Origin of the sequence: Streptomyces sp. YIM 121038 (assembly GCF_006088715.1) — a bacterium.
In the GTDB taxonomy this organism is placed as follows: Bacteria; Actinomycetota; Actinomycetes; order Streptomycetales; family Streptomycetaceae; genus Streptomyces.
Genome location: NZ_CP030771.1, coordinates 5,965,545 through 5,983,471 on the forward strand (window position 1 = coordinate 5,965,545; position 17,927 = coordinate 5,983,471).

14 protein-coding genes are annotated in these 17,927 nt (G+C 72.7%); 10 read left to right on the plus strand and 4 right to left on the minus strand.

Annotated features, from left to right (window positions below):
• The first annotated feature begins 25 nt into the window (after positions 1 to 25).
• Entirely contained in the window at positions 26 to 694 is a 669-nt protein-coding gene (locus C9F11_RS25640; protein WP_138961456.1) for a TetR/AcrR family transcriptional regulator C-terminal domain-containing protein, read from the plus strand.
• Between the two features lie 55 nt (positions 695 to 749).
• Here C9F11_RS25640 and C9F11_RS25645 read toward each other — a convergent pair whose 3' ends face one another.
• Positions 750 to 1,703: a hypothetical protein gene (locus C9F11_RS25645; protein WP_138961457.1), complete on the minus strand. Its 954-nt coding sequence runs from the start codon at positions 1,701 to 1,703 to the stop codon at positions 750 to 752.
• A complete protein-coding gene (locus C9F11_RS25650; protein WP_138961458.1) occupies positions 1,700 to 2,248 on the minus strand; it encodes an RNA polymerase sigma factor in 549 nt (182 codons plus the stop codon). Before C9F11_RS25650 ends, C9F11_RS25645 begins: the two co-directional genes overlap by 4 nt.
• Positions 2,249 to 2,832: 584 nt before the next feature.
• Between C9F11_RS25650 and C9F11_RS25655 the strand changes: the two genes are divergently transcribed.
• Together C9F11_RS25655 and C9F11_RS25660 are read left to right on the plus strand one after the other, a co-directional pair.
• Positions 2,833 to 3,819 (plus strand): glycosyltransferase family 2 protein, encoded by a 987-nt coding sequence (locus C9F11_RS25655; RefSeq protein WP_138961459.1) that lies wholly within the window; start codon positions 2,833 to 2,835, stop codon positions 3,817 to 3,819.
• Complete coding sequence (locus tag C9F11_RS25660; RefSeq protein WP_138961460.1) at positions 3,816 to 5,156, plus strand: polysialyltransferase family glycosyltransferase; 1,341 nt, start codon at positions 3,816 to 3,818, stop codon at positions 5,154 to 5,156. Before C9F11_RS25655 ends, C9F11_RS25660 begins: the two co-directional genes overlap by 4 nt.
• Positions 5,157 to 5,201: 45 nt before the next feature.
• Here the strand turns inward: C9F11_RS25660 and C9F11_RS25665 are convergent, their stop codons facing one another.
• The gene (locus C9F11_RS25665; RefSeq protein WP_138966984.1) at positions 5,202 to 6,584 is read right to left on the minus strand and encodes an alpha-2,8-polysialyltransferase family protein; all 1,383 of its coding nucleotides are present in this window, start codon (positions 6,582 to 6,584) and stop codon (positions 5,202 to 5,204) included.
• A gap of 56 nt (positions 6,585 to 6,640) precedes the next feature.
• Positions 6,641 to 7,621: a glycosyltransferase family 2 protein gene (locus C9F11_RS25670; RefSeq protein WP_138961461.1), complete on the minus strand. Its 981-nt coding sequence runs from the start codon at positions 7,619 to 7,621 to the stop codon at positions 6,641 to 6,643.
• A 198-nt stretch (positions 7,622 to 7,819) separates the two neighbouring features.
• On the opposite strand from C9F11_RS25670, the gene C9F11_RS25675 reads away from it, so the two are divergent.
• The 7 genes from C9F11_RS25675 (at position 7,820) to C9F11_RS25705 (ending at position 17,794) form a co-directional block, all read left to right on the plus strand.
• Entirely contained in the window at positions 7,820 to 9,169 is a 1,350-nt protein-coding gene (locus tag C9F11_RS25675; RefSeq protein ID WP_138961462.1) for a DUF6716 putative glycosyltransferase, read from the plus strand.
• Positions 9,170 to 9,267: 98 nt separating this feature from the next.
• Positions 9,268 to 10,563: an N-acylneuraminate cytidylyltransferase gene (locus C9F11_RS25680; protein ID WP_138961463.1), complete on the plus strand. Its 1,296-nt coding sequence runs from the start codon at positions 9,268 to 9,270 to the stop codon at positions 10,561 to 10,563.
• A gap of 14 nt (positions 10,564 to 10,577) precedes the next feature.
• Entirely contained in the window at positions 10,578 to 11,513 is a 936-nt protein-coding gene (locus tag C9F11_RS25685) for an N-acetylneuraminate synthase family protein (protein WP_138961464.1), read from the plus strand.
• A gap of 189 nt (positions 11,514 to 11,702) precedes the next feature.
• Entirely contained in the window at positions 11,703 to 13,019 is a 1,317-nt protein-coding gene (locus C9F11_RS25690) for a hypothetical protein (RefSeq protein ID WP_138961465.1), read from the plus strand.
• A gap of 530 nt (positions 13,020 to 13,549) precedes the next feature.
• Positions 13,550 to 14,800, plus strand: a complete 1,251-nt coding sequence (locus C9F11_RS25695; protein ID WP_138966986.1) for an amidohydrolase — start codon at positions 13,550 to 13,552, stop codon at positions 14,798 to 14,800.
• A 345-nt stretch (positions 14,801 to 15,145) separates the two neighbouring features.
• Positions 15,146 to 16,246 carry a BMP family ABC transporter substrate-binding protein gene (locus tag C9F11_RS25700; RefSeq protein ID WP_138961466.1) on the plus strand — a complete coding sequence of 367 codons (1,101 nt, stop codon included), beginning with the start codon at positions 15,146 to 15,148 and terminating at the stop codon, positions 16,244 to 16,246.
• Between the two features lie 492 nt (positions 16,247 to 16,738).
• The gene (locus C9F11_RS25705) at positions 16,739 to 17,794 is read left to right on the plus strand and encodes a BMP family ABC transporter substrate-binding protein (protein ID WP_138961467.1); all 1,056 of its coding nucleotides are present in this window, start codon (positions 16,739 to 16,741) and stop codon (positions 17,792 to 17,794) included.
• The last annotated feature ends 133 nt before the right edge of the window (positions 17,795 to 17,927 follow it).

Below are 17,927 nucleotides of genomic sequence, written 5' to 3' on the forward strand. Positions count from 1 at the left end.
CGGAGCATGCGCTTAACGGTGTTAAATTGTCAAGGTGGCTACGACACGACTGGACCGCACCCGCGTGGCGCGCGTCGCCCTCGACCTGCTGAACGAGACCGGCCTCGACGGGCTGACCCTGCGCGCGATCGCCCAGCGCCTCGACGTCAAGGCCCCCGCCCTGTACTGGCACTTCAAGGACAAGCAGGCGCTCCTGGACGAGATGGCGACGGAGATGCTGCGCCGCATGGCGGCGGACCTGGCGGGCGGTCCCGATCCGGCCGACGGGGACTGGGCCGCCGCCCTCACGGGGGCCATGCGCGCGCTGCGCCGCCACCTCCTGCGCTACCGCGACGGCGCGAAGGTCTACAGCGGCACGCACTTCACCGACATCTCGTACGCCGCGCCGATGGAGGCCCAGCTGCACCGCCTGACCCGCGCGGGCTTCACCCCGGGCGCCGCGGCCCGCGCCTGGCTGACCGCGTACAGCTACACGATCGGCTGCGTCATCGAGGAGCAGGCCACGGGCCCGGACACGGCGGCGGGCGCGGGCGGCTACGACCTGGCCGCCCGCGCCGAGCGCCTGAAGGACTACCCCCTGGCCGTGGCCGCGGGCGAGGAGATGTTCCGGGGCTACGAGGACGGCTTCGAGACGGGCCTCGCGGCGGTGGTGACGGGGATCGGGGCGACGCTGCGCGGCGGCCCGGGGGCGTGAGCCCGGCCGGCCGGGCCGCCCGCGCGTGAGCCCGGCCGGTCGGGCCGCCGTCGGCTCAGGCCACGCGGTCGGTCCAGCCGATCTCCAGGAAGGTCTTCCGGTAGGCGCGCCCCGTGCTGGTCCCGGACCGGTCCTCCAGGACGCGGGAGGTCCTCGGGTCGATCACGCAGCGCGCCCAGAGCCGCTCGGGGGCGGGGCCGCGGCCCGCGGCCCCGCCGGTGAAGGTGACCTCCTTGCCGGGGCGGCCGCGGCTGTCCCGCACCGTGCCGCCCACCTCCACCCCCGGGATCCGCGCGAGGACCTTGAAGAGCGCGAAGCGCAGCCACGGACGCGCCGGTGACTCCGCGAGGAGGTCCATGACTTCCTCGAAGCGTCGCGCGGGCGCCTTCGAGAAGCCGTCGATGAGCTTGTCCGGGTCCGTGTCCAGCTTCTCCAGCTCGTTCCCCGACAGGCTCCGGGGGCCCACCGTCCAGGGGCCGACGCTCTGTCCCTTCCCGTTGACCGTGCGGCGCGGCCCCGCCTCCCAGGTGTGGCCCCGGAAGTCGCTGTACCAGGACCGGGCCCCTCTGCCCGTCGTCTCGGCGCGGACCATCCAGTACGCGCCGGGCTTCAGCTCGGGCTGGTCCGACGCGACGCCCGCCATCGTGTTCAGGAACGCGGTCGTCGACATCGTCGGCGCCGACGCCGGGGTGCCGTCCGCGTCCGGCACCGGACGGGCGACGGCGCCCGCGACGACGACGGCGGCGGCCGCGGCGACCGCGGCCAGCACCCTGCGGCGCGGGCGGCGGCTCCGCCGCGCCGCGGTGCCCGACGGCTCGCCGCTCCCGATGACGACCAGTGGCACCCCCCACCCGGTGTCCGCCGCCTGCTCGCTCTCCGTCCGCCGCGCCCACCGCTCGCGCGCGGCGGCGACGACGGCCGCCGGAGGGGGTGCGACGGCCCCGGCCGCGACCAGTTCGTCGGCCCCCGGGAAGTCGAGGATCTCGTCGCGTTCGGTGCGGTCGGTCATGTCGGGTCTCCAGCCATGTCGCAGGCGGTGCCGGCGCGCATGCGGTTGCGGGCGCGGTGCAGCCGGGTGCGGGCCGTCGCGGCCGGGATGCCGACCACGGAGGCGGCCTCGCTCGGCGTCAGCTGTTCCCAGGCGACGAGAAGCAGCAACTCCCGCTCCACCGGCGGGAGTTCGCGCAGGAGGGCTCTGAGTCTGGGGGCGAGGGCGGCGGCCACGAGCCGGTCGTCCACGGCCGCCCACGGGTCGTCGCTGCCGGGGTTCCTGGGCACGTGGGGCCCGTGCGCGGCGAGCCCGCGCCAGTGCGCGGACAGCACGTTCCTGGCCACGCCGAACAGCCAGGCGCGTACGGAACCGCGCGCGGGGTCGAAGCCGTGCCGCGCCGCGTACGCGCGGAGCCACAGCTCCGCGTGCAGGTCGTCGGCGGCCTGCGGCGCGCGGCGGGCGAAGTAGCCGTGCAGGGCCGCCGAGTGCCGTTCGACGAGCGACGCGAAGGCGACCGGGTCCCGCACCGCGTGCCGCTCCTGTCCGTCCGGGTCCTTGGCCACGGGCCCTCCCTCTCAGGGACCGCCCGTCGGCGGCCTCGCCCTGTACTTGTCGCCCGGCCGCCGGTGCGTTCGCGGGAGGTGCCGCGCGGGTCCCGGGCGCCGCCCCTGCCCGAGGGCGTCGACGCCGTGTCCGTGTCTCCGCGCCCGCGTGTTCGCCGCCGAGCGGCGCCGCGTTCGCGCCGGGGCCCCCGCACGGCCACTTTCCCGGCGGCCGTCCGGGCGGGTCCGAAAGACCGGCCTTCCGGGCTCCACCCGCCATTTCACGGCAGAGCGACGCGCGCCGGGGTGGCGCTCCAGCGCGAGTTCATCGCTCCATGGTGCTCGGTTCAGCACGTGTTCACGGAGAAAAGGGCCGGGAGCCGACGGCCCGGGACTCCGTCCGTTGAGCGAGCCGGAGCACGCCTGTCAGCATCGGGTCGCCGCCGGGCGTTCGGCCCGGGACCCCCCGAACCCGCGCGGCCCCCGAGGCGTCCTCCGGCCTGCCCACCGACCCCGTGCCCGTGGCCCGCGGTGGCGGTGCCGGACGCCCCCGTTCCCCAGGAATCCGTCCCAGGAACCGCCCCCGAGAGAGCACAGGTGCGCGAGTGAGCAACCACCCACCGAAACTGTCCGTGATCGTGCCTTGCTTCAACGTCGAGGCGTACGTCCCGGAGACCGTGACCAGCCTCGTCAACAACGACCGCGACGACTTCGAGTTCGTCTTCGTCGAGGACCGGTCGACCAAGGACCGGACCTACGAGGCACTCCTGACGCTCACGCGGCGGCTGACGCACAGCAGGGTGGTCCGGCACGAGCGGAACGGCGGCCTGGCCACGGCCCGCAACACCGGCATCGACATCGCCGAGGGGCGCTACCTCACGTTCCTGGACGGCGACGACTGGCTCGCCCCCGGCTATCTGGCCGCCCTCGTGGACTGCGCCGAGCGCTTCGACGCCGACTTCGTCCGCACCGACCACGTCCAGGCGAACGGCACCGCCCGCGAGATCCACCGCGCCCCGGAAGGCCGCCGGAACACCCCGCTCGACCCGCGGTCCTCCATCCTCCCCGTCGACTCCACGACCATGGTCGACTACCCGTACGCCTGGGCGGGCGTCTACCACCGGCGGCTGCTCGACACCGGTCTGCTGCGCTTCCACGACGGGCTGCGCACGGCCGAGGACCGCCCCTGGATCTGGGCGCTGCACCGCGGGGCGGAGTCCTACGTCGTCTCCGGCCTGCGCGGCGTCTTCTACCGCCGGGGCGTGGCGACGTCGCTGACCCGGATCGGCGACGAGCGCCAGCTGGACTTCTTCCGCTCGTTCGACCTCGTCCTGAGCGAACTCGACGACGACCCGGAGGCGGGCAGGCTGCGCGCGAAGGCACTCCGCGGCTACTGCGTGGTCATGGCCCACCAACTCCTCGACCGCGACCGCTTCGACCGCGGCGTCCACGCCGAACTGCGGCGCAGGAGCGCCGAGGCGCTGGAGCGGATGACCGACGCGGAGCTCGACGCGGCGCTGGTGGGCATGGGGGAGAGACGCGTACAGGCGCTCCGGCGGATACGCGGCGGCCTGAAGGGGATCGCGCCGTGATCCAGGTCTTCTTCGCGGCCACGCAGTACGCCGCCGCCACCGTCACCGCGGCCCTCCGGGCGGGCCTCTTCGGCCCCCGCGCGGCCCACCGCCGCGTCCTCGTCGTCAGCAACGTCGCCGCCGTGCCGGAGGTCACCACTCCCTGGGACCGCATGCCCGGTTCCGAGCGGCTGCTGACCGAGTTCGACGCCGTGCACTCCTGGAACGCGTGCATCGCGCCCCACCACCCCGCCGGCTGGTCCCCGCGCGCCCAGGACGCCCCGCTGTGGGAGCGGGCCCTGCGCCTGGCCTGGGACCTGGGCGACGCCCCCGTGGAGATCGCCTGCGAGTCCATCCAGGCCAGCCCCTCCCGGGCGGTGGCGGAGATCTTCGCGGACAGTCCCCTCCACGTCTACGCCGACGGCCTGATGAGCTACGGGCCGACCCGCAACCGCATCCCGCAGGACATGCACAGCCGGATCGTCCGCGTCCTGCACCTCGACCTCGTACCGGGACTGCGCCCCATGCTCCTGTCCGAGTACGGCGTCGCCGCCGAGGCCGTCCCCACGGGGGCCGTCGTCGACGTCCTCGCGCGGATCGGACAGGACGGCGCCCGGACGCTCGCCGACGTCCTGGCCGCTCCCGGCCGTCCCACGGCGGTCCTGCTCGGCCAGTACCTCTCCGCCATCGACCTGATCACCGGGGAGGAGGAGGCGGAGCTGCACGCCCGCATGGTGCGGGCCGCCGCCCGGGCTGGCCACGACAGCGTGCTGTTCAAGCCCCACCCCAGCGCGCCCGCCGGGTACGGCGCCCCGCTGGAGGCGGCGGCCGCGGCGCTCGGGGTGCGACTGACCGTCCTGCACGAACCCGTGCTCGCCGAGACGGTCTTCGCGCACCTGAAGCCGCGGCTCGTCATCGGCTGCTTCTCGACGGCGCTGCTGACCGCCGCCGCCCTCTACGGCATCCCCGTCGCCCGCGTCGGCACGGATCTGCTGCTCGACCGCGTCACCCCGTACGAGAACAGCAACCGCGTCCCGCTCACCCTCATCGACGCGGCCCTGCCCGACGCCGAGCACGACGCCGTGGGCACCCCTCTCGACCTGGACTCCCTGGCGCAGAGGGTGGCCCCGTTGCTGTCCGCCGTCGGGTACTGCATGCAGTCCCGCAAACACCGCGGACTGCGGGACGAGGTGGCCGCGTGGCTGGGCGCCCATCTCGCCGAGCACGCCCGGTACTTCAAGAAGCGCCGACTGACCAGCCTGGGGCTGCCCGGGGGAAGCCCCGTGCGCGCGGCGGCGCTGCGCCGGAACCCGGTGGTGCGGCGCGTCGTGCGCCGGATCCGCGCCGCGCGGCCCTGACCGTCGTCCTCGCCGGCGGCCCCGCGCGCCCCGCGTGCCGCCCCGTCAGCCCAGCGCGGCCCGCTTCAGCGACCGTGCCCGCCTGGCCACCTTGCGTACCGCCGCGTTGCGCGGGATGAACGCCAGCTGCACCGGAATGCCCCCGGGCAGCGCGAGCGCCGTCAGGCGGCGCTTCTTGAAGTACCGCCAGGTGCGGTCGCTCAGGTGCGCCGCCAGATACGCCTCGGCGGCCGGGCGCAGGCTCGGATAGATCTTGGGCTGCATGGCGAAGCCCACCGCGCGCACCAGGCCGGTCAGCGCGCGCGGGTCGGGGCGCGCGTCCTGGTGCGCGACGGCGTCCCGGTCGGCCAGGTCCGGCAGCAGGGCGTCGACGAGGGTGACCGGGACGCGGTTGCTGTTCTCGTACGGCTTCAGGCGCTCCAGGAGCAGCTCCGTGCCGACGCGGGCCACGGGCAGGTCGTAGAACGCGGACGCGGTGAGCAGCGCCGTGGAGAAGCAGCCGACGACGAGCGCGGGCCGCATCCGCTGGTAGAGGACCTCCGCGAGCACCGGCGTGTCCAGGACGGTCAGCTCGACGCCGATCCGCTCGGCCTCCTTCTCCAGCTGCCGCGACCAGCGCGCCGGAGCCGTCGGGTGGGGCTTGAACACCACGCGGGTGTGCCCGAGTTCGGCGGCGCCGCGCAGCATGGAGGCGTGCAGCTCCTCCTCTTCCTCGGCGGTGAGGATGCCGAGCGCGGACAGGTACTGGCCGAGCAGCAGCGCCGGTTCGCTGATCACGGGGAGCGCGTCGATGACGCCCGTGTGGGACTCGTCGTCGGCGAGCTCGGAGAGGACCTTCACGAAGGTGTCGGTCGGTACGACCTCCTGCTCCACGCCGAACTCCGTGAGCAGCAGGGGCTTCAGGCCCGGCACCAGGTCGAGGTGGAGCAGCCGCCGGACCCGGGTGCCGACCAGCGGGTCGAGCTTGCTGCGGGTCGGGCCGTAGCTCATCAGGCCGTCGGCGTAGACGTCGACGGGCGCGCCCTCGAAGATGCGCGCGACCGCGAGCGCCGGGTTGACCTGGATCGACTCGACGGCCAGCTCGACCCGGTCGTCGCCGAGGCCCCAGGCCAGGCGCACGTACCGCTCCCACAGCGGCAGGTCGTCGCCGCGCGGGGACCAGCCGCCCGGGTGGAAGGGGGAGATGGTCTCGTTCCAGGACACCACGTCGTCGAAGCGGGTCCGCAGCTTCTCGAAGCCGGGCATCGTGGCGACGGACGGCGTGGTCTCGGGCGTCGCCGCGTTGTTGGCGATCAGCAGGACGCGCCGGTCGGCCGGGCCGAAGCGGTCGGTGTCCAGGGCGGCGGCGAGCGTGGCGATGCCGTACAGCGTGGACGCCAGGAAGATCTGCGTGGTGCCCCGGCGGTGGTCGGGCGTCGCGGCGACCATGGCCGCGGTGTGCGGCTCGCGCACCGCGGACCCGGCGCCCGGCAGTCCGGCGGCGCTCACGCGGCCACCTCCCCGGCCCCGACCGGACGGCGGCGCAGGCGGCGCAGCCGGGTGGCCCGCTGGAGGTCCATGGAGTCGAGCGCCTCGTCGAGGACGCCCTGCGGCATCCGCTTGAGCGCGGCCGCGCTCAGCGTCTTCAGCTTTCGCGCCACCGCCGGCTCGAACCTTTCGATTGATCCCAAGTGATGGGAGATGATCGCGCAATATGTACGGACGGCCTTCGGGAGCAGCTTGTCCGCGTCGCGGTCCTCGGCCGTCTCGCGCACCACCTGGTCGAAGGCCTTGATGAAATCGAGCTGGCGCACATCGCCGATCTGGGTGAGCGACGAGGAAACGCCACGCCGGTAAAAGACCCCCAAGAGGCTGACCGCCGCGAACGTTTCCGCCTCGCGGTGCAGCCGCCAGATCCACGGCCGGTCCTCCGCGGTGCGCAGACCGTGGGTGAAGTGCAGCAGACCGCGGTCCAGGAGGCGCCGGTGGTAGACGCCCGCCCAGGCGAACGCGTAGTCCACGGACGTGGAGCGGTCCGCGGGCAGTATGACGTCGCGCGGGCTCAGCACCACGCCGCGCCTGCCGTACGGGACGCGGTGCACGCTGCGGGCGCGCGCCGTGCACTGCACATGGTCGGTGCGCACGAAGTCGCACCCCAACTCCTCGATGGAGGCGACCAGTTGCCCGAAGTAGCCGGGCGCGAGCCAGTCGTCGCCGTCGAGGAACGTGAGGTACTCGCCGCGGGCGGCGTCCAGACCCGTGTTGCGGGCGGTGGCCAGGCCTCCGTTCTGCTCGTGTCTGAGGTGCACGGCACCGGGGAGCTCGCGCGCGGCCCGCTCCAGGATGTCCGGCGTCTCGTCCGTCGAGCAGTCGTCGACGAGAATGAATTCGAAGTCGTCACGCGCGTTCGCACGCAAAGACTTCAAGGTGTCGGGCGCGTATTGCTGCACGTTGTAGAACGGCACGATGACGGAGAGCTTAACCACGTGCGAGACGTTAGGTGTCGGCCCGGCATTCGTCTTGACCCGCGGTGGGATGTCAGGTGAACGAAGCGTGGCGGAATGGTTAACCAGGCTTCCCGTCACACCTTTGCCATGCCGCTTCGCCATTCGTCGGCACGCTGTTAACCGTTTGTTGCACCTGAGTTGGGCCACCAATCGGAATGCCTTCCTAGCGTCTTCGCTGTGCCAGTAAGCAACAAGACGACGCGGGTCGCCGTGCTCGCCGACTCCGACACCCGGTGGAAGTGGGGCGCGCTCACCGCGCGGCGCCTCGTCGGAGCCACCGGAGCCCAGGCCGCCCCCCACGCCGCCGCCGCGGACGTGCACGTCGACGGATATCTGCTGCGCGGCCGGGCCACGCCGACGCCCCGCCAGCTCGAAGAGGTCGGCGTGCGGGCGGACAGCCTGCGCGAGGTCACGGCGATCGAGTTCCTGAGCGAGATGCGGGGCCGGGCCGCGGAGTACGACGTCCTCGTGCTCGCCCTGGTCGGCGGCGGCGTCCAGGCCGTGCTGCACGGCCTCGCCCGCGACTGGGCGGGCGCCCGGCAGCGGCCCGTCGTCGTCACCGGCTACGTCGGCGTCGTCTACGAGAAGCTCGCCGACGGCCTGCTGCTCCGCCACGGCGCGGACGTCGTCCTCGCCAACTCCCGCCAGGACGCGGACCGTTTCCGCGCCGTGTACGAGGGCGTGGGCGCCGACGCCGACAGCGTCACGGAGGCCGCCCTGCCCTTCCTCGGCGGCGAGCCCTACGCGCCCCGCGACCCCTACACGGTCGTCTTCGCCGCCCAGCCCTCCGTACCGGAGAAGCGCGCCGAGCGCACGTATCTGCTCGACCGCCTCGCCCGGCACGCGCGGCTGCACCCCGAGCGCGAGGTCCTGCTCAAGCTGCGCAGCAAGCCCGGCGAGCACACCACGCACATCGAGGAACTGCCGTACCAGAAGCTCGTCAAGGGCATGGACGCGCCGCCCAACTTCCGCCTCGTCTACGGGCACATGGGCGAGGTGCTCGACCGCACCGACCTGCTCGTCACGGTCAGCTCCACGGCCGCGCTCGAATCCCTGCACCGGCGCATCCCGACGGCCGTCCTCACCGACTTCGGCGTCCGCGAGGCGCACGGCAACCACCACTTCATCGGCTCGGGCTGCCTCGCCTCCTGGGACCAGCTCGACACCGGCCACGTCCCGGAGCCCGACCCGGCCTGGGTCGCGCGCCAGGGCGTCGCCGCCGACGGCACGTACGACACGGCCTTCGACGAGGCCCGCAAGCGGGTCGCGGAGCTCGTCGGCCGCGCGGCCGAGGGCGGCCTGCCCCCGCTCCAGCCGTACTACACGCAGGCCACGGCCCCCGGCTATCTGCCCGGCATCCTCGCCCGCCACCACCTCGGCCCCGACGGCGCGCCGCTGCCCGGCGCCCCCGCCGCCGACCGCGAGCCGGGCCCCGTACGGCAGGCCGTCCGCAGCGCGGCGCGCGGCGCCTACCGGCACGGGGTGCAGCGCGTCGCGCCGGTGATCCGGCGGATGGGCGAGCTGTGACCGGGCCGCGCCCGGAGCGCCGGGCCGTGATCCCGCAGCAAGGCCAGTACCCCCCACCAGGCATCCCTGACGCACCTGGCACCACTGAAGGAGCCTCCATGTCCAAGGCCCACCCGGAGGGCGCAGCGGCACGCCGCGTCCTCGCCGTCATCCCCGCGCGGGGCGGCTCCAAGGGGGTGCCGGCGAAGAACCTCGCACCGGTCGGCGGCGTCCCGCTGGTGGCCCGCGCGGTCCGCGCGTGCACCGCGTCCCGCCTGGTCACCCACGTCGTCGTGTCCACCGACGACACGGTCATCGCCGAGACCGCGCGCGCCGCGGGCGCCGAGGTGGTCCTGCGCCCCGCCGCCATCGCGGGCGACACCGCGACCAGCGAGGCCGCCGTCCTGCACGCCGTGGACGCGCACGAGGCGCTGCACGGCGTACCGGTGGACGTGGTCCTGCTCGTGCAGTGCACCAGCCCCTTCATCACCCGCGAGGACGTCGACGGCATCGTCGAGGCGATCGTCGACGGCGGCGCCGACACGGCCCACACCGTGGCGCCCTTCCACGGCTTCGTCTGGCGCGACGCGGGCGACGAGCCGCCCGCCATCGAGAGCGAGCGCACCGCCGAGGAGGGCGGCTCGACCAAGGTCGTCACCGACACCGCCACCTCCGGCGGCTACGGCGTCAACCACGACAAGTCCTTCCGCCCCCGCCGCCAGGACCGCCCCCAGGACCTCCTGGAGACCGGCGCCGCCTACGGCATGGACGCGACCGGCTTCCGCGAGCACAAGCACCGCTTCTTCGGCCACACCGAACTGGTGCGGACCGACCCCGCGCGCGTCCTGGAGATCGACGACCCGCACGACCTGGCCCGCGCCCGCGCCCTCGCCCCGCTCTTCGACGCGGTGCGCTCGGGCGACGAGGCGGCCCTTCCGACCCGCGACGACATCGACGCGGTCGTACTCGACTTCGACGGCACCCAGACGGACGACCGGGTGCTGATCGATTCCGACGGACGGGAGTTCGTCACCGTGCACCGCGGTGACGGCCTCGGCATCGCGGCCCTGCGCAGGTCGGGCCTGAAGATGCTGATCCTGTCCACGGAACAGAACCCGGTCGTCGCCGCGCGCGCACGCAAGCTGAAGCTCCCCGTGCTGCACGGCATCGACCGCAAAGACCTCGCACTGAAGCAGTGGTGCGAGGAGCAGGGCATCGCTCCCGAGCGCGTGCTCTACGTCGGTAACGACGTCAATGACCTCCCGTGCTTCGGCCTGGTCGGCTGGCCCGTGGCGGTCGCGAGCGCCCACGACGTCGTACGCGGCGCCGCACGCGCGGTCACCTCCGTCCCCGGCGGTGACGGCGCGATCCGAGAGATCGCCGCCTGGATCCTCGGCCCCTCCCTCAACAGTTAAGGAAAGTTCCTGCCATGAGCACTACGGCCTCCGCCAACCGCCTGCGCACCCTCGGTTCGAAGACCGCGGGCCCCGGTCACCCCGTCTACATCACCGGTGAGATCGGCATCAACCACAACGGCGACCTGGAGAACGCCCTCGCGCTCATCGACGTGGCCGCCGACGCGGGCTGCGACGCGGTGAAGTTCCAGAAGCGCACGCCGGAGATCTGCACGCCGCGCGACCAGTGGGACATCGAGCGCGACACCCCCTGGGGCCGGATGACGTACATCGACTACCGCCACCGCGTGGAGTTCGGCGAGTCCGAGTACCAGGCCATCACCGAGCACTGCGCCAAGCGCGGCATCGACTGGTTCGCCTCCCCGTGGGACACCGAGGCCGTCGCCTTCCTGGAGAAGTTCGACGTCCCCGCGCACAAGGTCGCCTCCGCCTCCCTGACGGACGACGAGCTGCTCCGCGCCCTGCGCGCGACGGGCCGCACGATCATCCTCTCCACGGGCATGTCGACGCCGAAGCAGATCCGCCACGCCGTCGAGGTCCTCGGCTCCGACAACATCCTGCTCTGCCACGCCACGTCGACGTACCCGGCGAAGGCCGAGGAGCTGAACCTGCGCGTCATCAACACGCTCCAGGCCGAGTACCCGAACGTCCCGATCGGCTACTCCGGCCACGAGACGGGCCTGCAGACGACGCTGGCCGCCGTGGCCCTCGGCGCCACCTTCGTCGAGCGCCACATCACCCTGGACCGCGCCATGTGGGGCTCCGACCAGGCCGCGTCCGTGGAGCCGCAGGGCCTCACGCGCCTCGTCCGCGACATCCGCACCATCGAGGCCTCCCTCGGTGACGGCGTCAAGAAGGTCTACGAGTCCGAGCTGGGCCCGATGAAGAAGCTCCGCCGCGTGGCGGGCGTCGTCGCCGAGGCCGCGGACCGCGAGCCCGTGGCGGTCTGAGGCCCGACCGCCGCACGCCGACGGGCGGGCGCACCCCGCCCGTCGGCCCCCGGCGCCCCCGGGAGCGCACCGGCGCCGCTCCCGCGCCACGCGTTCCCGGGTGGCCTGTGCACACCCCCACCGGCCCTCCCGCACGGGAGGGCCGGGGCCCGGACCGACCCGCCCCATCCCGTACGGGAGGACCGACCCATGTCAGCACGGAGCGCACGGCGCGCCGCGAGGGCACCGCACGGCACGCTGGCGTTCGTGGAGTCGCCGGTGCAGCTGCTCAACGTGCTGGAGTGGGCGCACCTGTCCGCGCCGCCCGCGGCAGCCGAGGCCGCGCCCACGGCAGCCGAGGCCGCGCCCGCGGCGGCTGACGCCGAGCCCGCGCCCTCCCTGGCGGCCGGGGCCGACTCCACGAGGGCCGACGCCGAGGCCGACTCCACGACAGCCGACGCCGAGGGCGAGTCCACGGCCGCCGACGCCGACGCCGAGGCCGCGCCGGACGATCTGACCCTGGTGGTGCTCGCCCCCACCGACCCCATGACCCGGGGCCAGCTGCGCCGCATGGCCGAACTGGCCCGCGCGGAGGGCCACACGGTGCGCTGGGAGGAGGCGCGCGGCGGCACGACCGCGCCGTTCCACACGATCGGCGGCCTCGCGGGCCCGCTGCGCAGGGCCGCCCGGATAGTGATCGGCGACCCCTTCTCGCGCTACGTACAGCTCCTGCTCACCATCACCCGGGCGCAGGACCTCGTCGTGGTGGACGACGGCACGGCCACCATGGAGTTCATCTCCCAGCTGGCCAACGGCGAGCGCCTGGTGCGCTGGCACCGCAGGGGCGGCAGGCCGGGCCCCAGGGACATGGTCTTCCTGCCCGTCTCCTCCTCGGCCCGCCGCCGCCTCACGCCGCACCCCAAGGGCCGCCGCCGCGTGGAGGTCTTCTCCTCCATGCCCATCGACGCGGCGCCCGAGGGCGTCCACGTCACGGTGAACTCCTTCGCGTGGACGCGGGCCCGCTTCGGCCCGCCGCGCATCACCAAGGGCGCGGACCTGGTCGGCACGTCCCTGGTGGAGACCGGCGTGGTGGACCTCGACCGCTATCTGGAGGCGGTGGGCGCGCTCGCCCGTACGCACGGGGCGGCCCGCTACTTCGCGCACCGCCGCGAGAGCGCCGAGAAGCTGCACCGCCTGGCCGTGGAGACGGGCCTCCAGGTGATCCGCCCCGACCTCCCCCTGGAACTCATCGCCCGCCGGGGCCCCATCGGCCGCACCATCCTCAGCTTCCCCTCGACGGTCGTCCACACCCTTCCCCTCGCCCTGGCGGGCACGGAGGTCAAGGTCGCGGTCATGGACATCGACCCCGCGTGGCTGACCGACAAGGCGTCCCCCCGGGCCCAGGGCTTCCTCTCCGGCGTCACGGGCACCGCCCGCGACGTCCACCGCCTGGCCGCCCTCCAGCACCCCGACCCGGCCCCGGCCCTCCCCACCCAGCCCACCCGCCAGACCCCGGCCCCGGCCTGACCGGCCCCGGCCCGGCTGCCCCCGGCCCGACCGGGGCCGCGCCGCCGGGCCGCGACCCGCGACGGCCCCTGTTCAACGCCTGTTGACAGCCCGTTGATCACCCTGGCGCATCCTGAACCTGCAACCGCGCCACCGTCCCCAGACGCGCCCCGCAGCCACACCGCCCCACCCCCCGTCCGGTCACTTCGTGTCTGTCCCTATACGGCCGTTGTGTCCCAAGCCGGACGGGGGGTGGGGTGGGTGTGGGTCTCTTCAGATGTTCGATTACCACACGCGCCCCCACTCCACCACCCAAACCCACCAAAGTCCGTACTCTCCACCCCAAGGATGACGACCCGCCCCAAAGGTGGAGACCTCTGACCTGCGGTGATCTCTCTGGGTGTGCGGAAGGTAACCCACCTTCATACCCGCCGTACCAGCCGCGCATGCGCTCGTGGGCCAGCGAACTTACCTCAATCTGGCTGAACTTTTGTTGATCGAGGCTTAGTTGACGGGTGCAGCGCCTTACCCTTCACAGGGTGAACCAATTGATGTCCCGCGCGTCCACGGACGCGCCCGAAGGAGCCGAATCCGCGCCGCCCGGAAATCTGCCCGGCGCGCTGCCAGCAGCGCTGCGCGCCGAACTGATCGCCTTCCGGCGTGACTTGCACATGCATCCGGAGCTCGGCAACCAGGAGTTCCGCACGACCGCGGCGATCAAGACGCGCCTGGAGAAAGCCGGGCTCACGCCCCGCGTGCTCCCGGTCGGGACCGGGCTCGTCTGCGACGTCGGGGGCACCCCGGACACCGCTGGACGCCCCGTGCTCGCGCTGCGTGCGGACATCGACGCCCTGCCCATTCCGGACACCAAGACCAGCGCCACGTACCGCTCCACCGTCCCGGACCGCGCCCACGCCTGCGGCCACGACGTCCACACCACCGTCGTCCTCGGCGCCGGACTCGTCCTCGCCGAGCTGGCCCGCGAGGGCCGCCTGCCGCACCCGGTGCGGCTGGTCTTCCAGCCCGCGGAGGAGGTGCTCCCCGGCGGTGCCACGGACGCCGTCGCCTGTGGCGTGCTCGACGGGGTCGGCCGCATCATCGCCGTGCACTGCGACCCCCGCGTCGACGCGGGCCGCATCGGCCTGCGCCACGGCCCGATCACCTCCGCCTGCGACCGCCTGGAGGTCTCCCTGGCCGGGCCCGGCGGCCACACCGCACGACCGCATCTGACGACCGACCTGGTCACCGCCGCCGCGAAGGTCGTCAGCGAGGTCCCGGCCCTGGTCGGCCGGCGCGTGGACGCCCGTTCGGGGCTCTCCGTCACCTGGGGCCGCATCGACGCGGGCCACGCGTGCAACGTGATCCCGCAGCACGCCGAGCTCTCCGGCACCATCCGCTGCCTCGACCTGACCGCCTGGCGACAGGCCCCCGACATCGTGCACGCGGCCGTGCAGGAGATCGCCGACCTGCACCGCGCCAAATCCGCGATCAACTACGTGCGCGGGGTGCCGCCCGTCGTCAACGACCCCGTCGTCACCGACCTGTTGAGGGACGCGATGGCCGCACGGCGCGGCGCCGACGCGGTCGAGGACACCGAGCAGAGCCTCGGCGGCGAGGACTTCTCCTGGTACCTGGAGCACGTCCCGGGCGCCATGGCGCGACTCGGCGTCCGTACGCCCGGCGAGCGCGGCGTACGCGACCTGCACCAGGGCGACTTCGACGCCGACGAGCACGCCATCACCGTGGGCGTGGAGCTCTTCACCGCCGCCGCGCTCCTCGACGCGGCCGACCGCACCACTTGAGAATCCGTGGGAACTCCTGAGAACCCGTGGGAACTCCTGAGAAGTACTGAGAACTCCTGAGGGCCCCGCCCTCGCACGGTCCGTACGCACCACGGCCGCACCGCCAGAAGCCACCCGGCCGGGATCCCGTGAAGCGTCGCCGTCGGCACCCACAAGGCGCCGCGGCCCGCACCCGGGATCCACTCCGCGGCCATCCCGCCATGGACTCCGCGGCCATCCCGCCACGAATCGATAACGGCCCCCGCCGAAACCGTTTCCCTCCCTTTCTACGCGCGTTAGTGTGCGCCGGAATCCGCGCCGTTCCAGGTGCGTCGGGGAACGTTCGGAACGTAAGGGGTACGTCCTATGCGTCGACGTCGTCAGATTCGCACCACCCGATCAACAGGGATTTCCCGCGCGGCCGTGGCGGTCGCCGCCCTCGCCCTCGTGGCCACCGCCTGCGGCGAGACCAGCAGCGACGCTGCCAAGGACGACGACGGCGGCGGCAAGAAGAGCGGCGCGTACCAGGGCAAGGGCATCGGACTCGCGTACGACATCGGCGGGCAGGGCGACCAGTCCTTCAACGACGCGGCCCACAGCGGCTATGCGCGGGCCCGCGAGGACTTCAAGATCGGCGGCGTCGACATGGAGCCCGGCGACGGCGAGTCCAGCGCCGACAAGACCCAGCGCATCGAACAGCTCGCCCGGCAGGGGTACGACCCGGTGGTCGGCGTCGGCTTCATCTACGCGCCCGCCATTCAGGACGTCGCGAAGAAGTACCCGGACACGACGTTCGGGATCATCGACGACAACACCGTACGGGCCGACAACGTCGCCGATCTCGTCTTCCACGAGGAGCAGGGCTCCTATCTCGCCGGAGTCGCCGCCGCGAAGACGACCAAGGCCAAACACGTCGGATTCATCGGCGGCGTCGACATTCCGATCATTCACAAATTCGAAGCCGGGTTCGTCCAGGGCGTGAAATCGGTCGACCCGAAGATCAAAATCGAGCGGCGCTATCTGACCGAGAAACCGGAGGAGGGCGGGTTCGCCAGCCCCGACAAGGGTCAGGACGCCGCGAGCGGCCAGCTCGAAGCGGGCGCGGACGTGCTCTACCACGCGGCCGGGCTCTCCGGGCAGGGCGTGATCCAGGAGGCCGGGTCGCAGAAGAAGTGGGCGATCGGCGTCGACTCCGACCAGTACCGGCAGAAGGCGCTCGCCAAGTACAAGAAGTACATCCTCGGTTCGGCCTTCAAGGACGTGGGCGGGGCGGTGTACGACCTGACGAAGTCGGTGGTCCGCGGCAAGCCGGTGACAGGCACGCAGCGGTACGACCTCAAGTCGGGCCGGGTCGGGTTCTCCGACTCCAACCCCGACTACCGCGCGATGAAGGACGTCGTGGCCGCGGTCGAGCAGGCGAAGAAGGACATCGTCAGCGGCAAGGTGAAGGTCAAGATCAAGCCATAGCGCACAGGGGGCGGCCGCGAGGTCACCCAGCCCGTCCGGCGTTTGAGGACGAGGCCGAAGGCCGATCGACCCGGGGTGGAGGGGCTCGGCCCACAAGCCCGTTCGAGGCCCAGGGGCCAGCCTCCGTGGGGAGGTTCACGTCGTACGTATAACTACCGCGTTGCCCCGTCCGTGCCGCATTAACAAGTCGTACGTATAACCCGTTGCGCCCCGGCGGATCCGTCCGCTCCGGACGGCGTCGACCAGGTGTCACCTGGTCGACGCCCGGCGGCCACAGCTCGATAACGGACCGGACAGAAGGGTTCTTATGTCAGGTCTACGCGCGTTACGCTGCGGCGAAATCGCGCCGGGTGAGGCGCGCCTCACGTACGTCCTCGCGTACGCCTCCGTACGTATCCGCAGCGTGTGCACGCGCAGCAGCGCACCTCCGCACGCGTGGCGGTCGTACCCGCGTCGTACACGTCAGGTCGTTGTCAAAAGGAGTTCGTCCCTATGCGCCGGGTGTCCCGACTCGCGCTCGCGTCCGCCGCGACCGCCGCCTTCGCCGTCACCGTCTCCGCCTGTGGCGGCACCTCAAGCGACGCCGCCAAGAACGAGGACGGCGGCAAGAAGAAGGGCGTCGCGATCGCGTACGACGTCGGCGGCGCGGGCGACCAGTCCTTCAACGACGCCGCCACGGCGGGCATGGACAAGGCCGCCACGGACTTCAAGATCGGCAAGAAGGCCGTCGAGCCGACCGACGGCGAGTCCGACGCCGACAAGATCCAGCGCCTCACCGAGCTGGCCAAGCAGGGCTACAACCCGGTCATCGGCGTCGGCTTCGCCTACGCGCCCGCCGTCAAGGAGGTCGCGGCCAAGCACCCGGACGTCACCTTCGGCATCGTCGACGACGCCACCATCAACGCCAAGAACGTCGCGGACCTGGTCTTCACCGAGGAGCAGTCCTCGTACCTGGCCGGTGTCGCCGCCGCCAAGGCCACCAAGTCCCAGACCGTCGGCTTCGTCGGCGGCGTGGACAACCCGCTGATCCGCAAGTTCGAGGCGGGCTTCGTCCAGGGCGTCCAGGCCACCGACAAGTCGGTCAAGATCAAGCGCCAGTTCCTCACGGACAAGCCCGAGGACGGCGGCTTCTCCAGCCCGGACAAGGGCAAGGAGGCGGCCAGCGGCCAGATCGAGGGCGGCGCCGACGTGGTCTACCACGCCGCAGGACTCTCCGGCCAGGGCGTGATCGAGGCCGCCGCCGCCAAGAAGGTGTGGGCGATCGGCGTCGACTCCGACCAGTACCGGCAGAAGGCCCTCGACAAGTACAAGAAGTACATCCTGACGTCGGCCACCAAGGACGTCTCCGGCGCGGTGTACAACCTGGTGAAGTCGGTTCAGGATGACAAGGCCGAGGGCGGCGTCGTGCGCGCCGACCTCAAGTCCGGCGGCGTCGGCCTGGCCGACTCCAACCCGGAGTTCATGAAGATGAAGGACCTGCAGGCGGCCCTGAAGAAGGCCGAGCAGGGCATCGGCAGCGGCAAGATCAAGGTCAAGACGAAGCTGTAACGAGCGGCGTCACGGCCGCGGAACGGGGTGTGGGCACCATGGACCGAAGGGTCCGCTCGCGCCCCGTTCGCGCGGCCAGCCTCAACCACCGCACAACGCGCCGCAGTTGGCGGGGCGCGGTGACGTCTGAGGC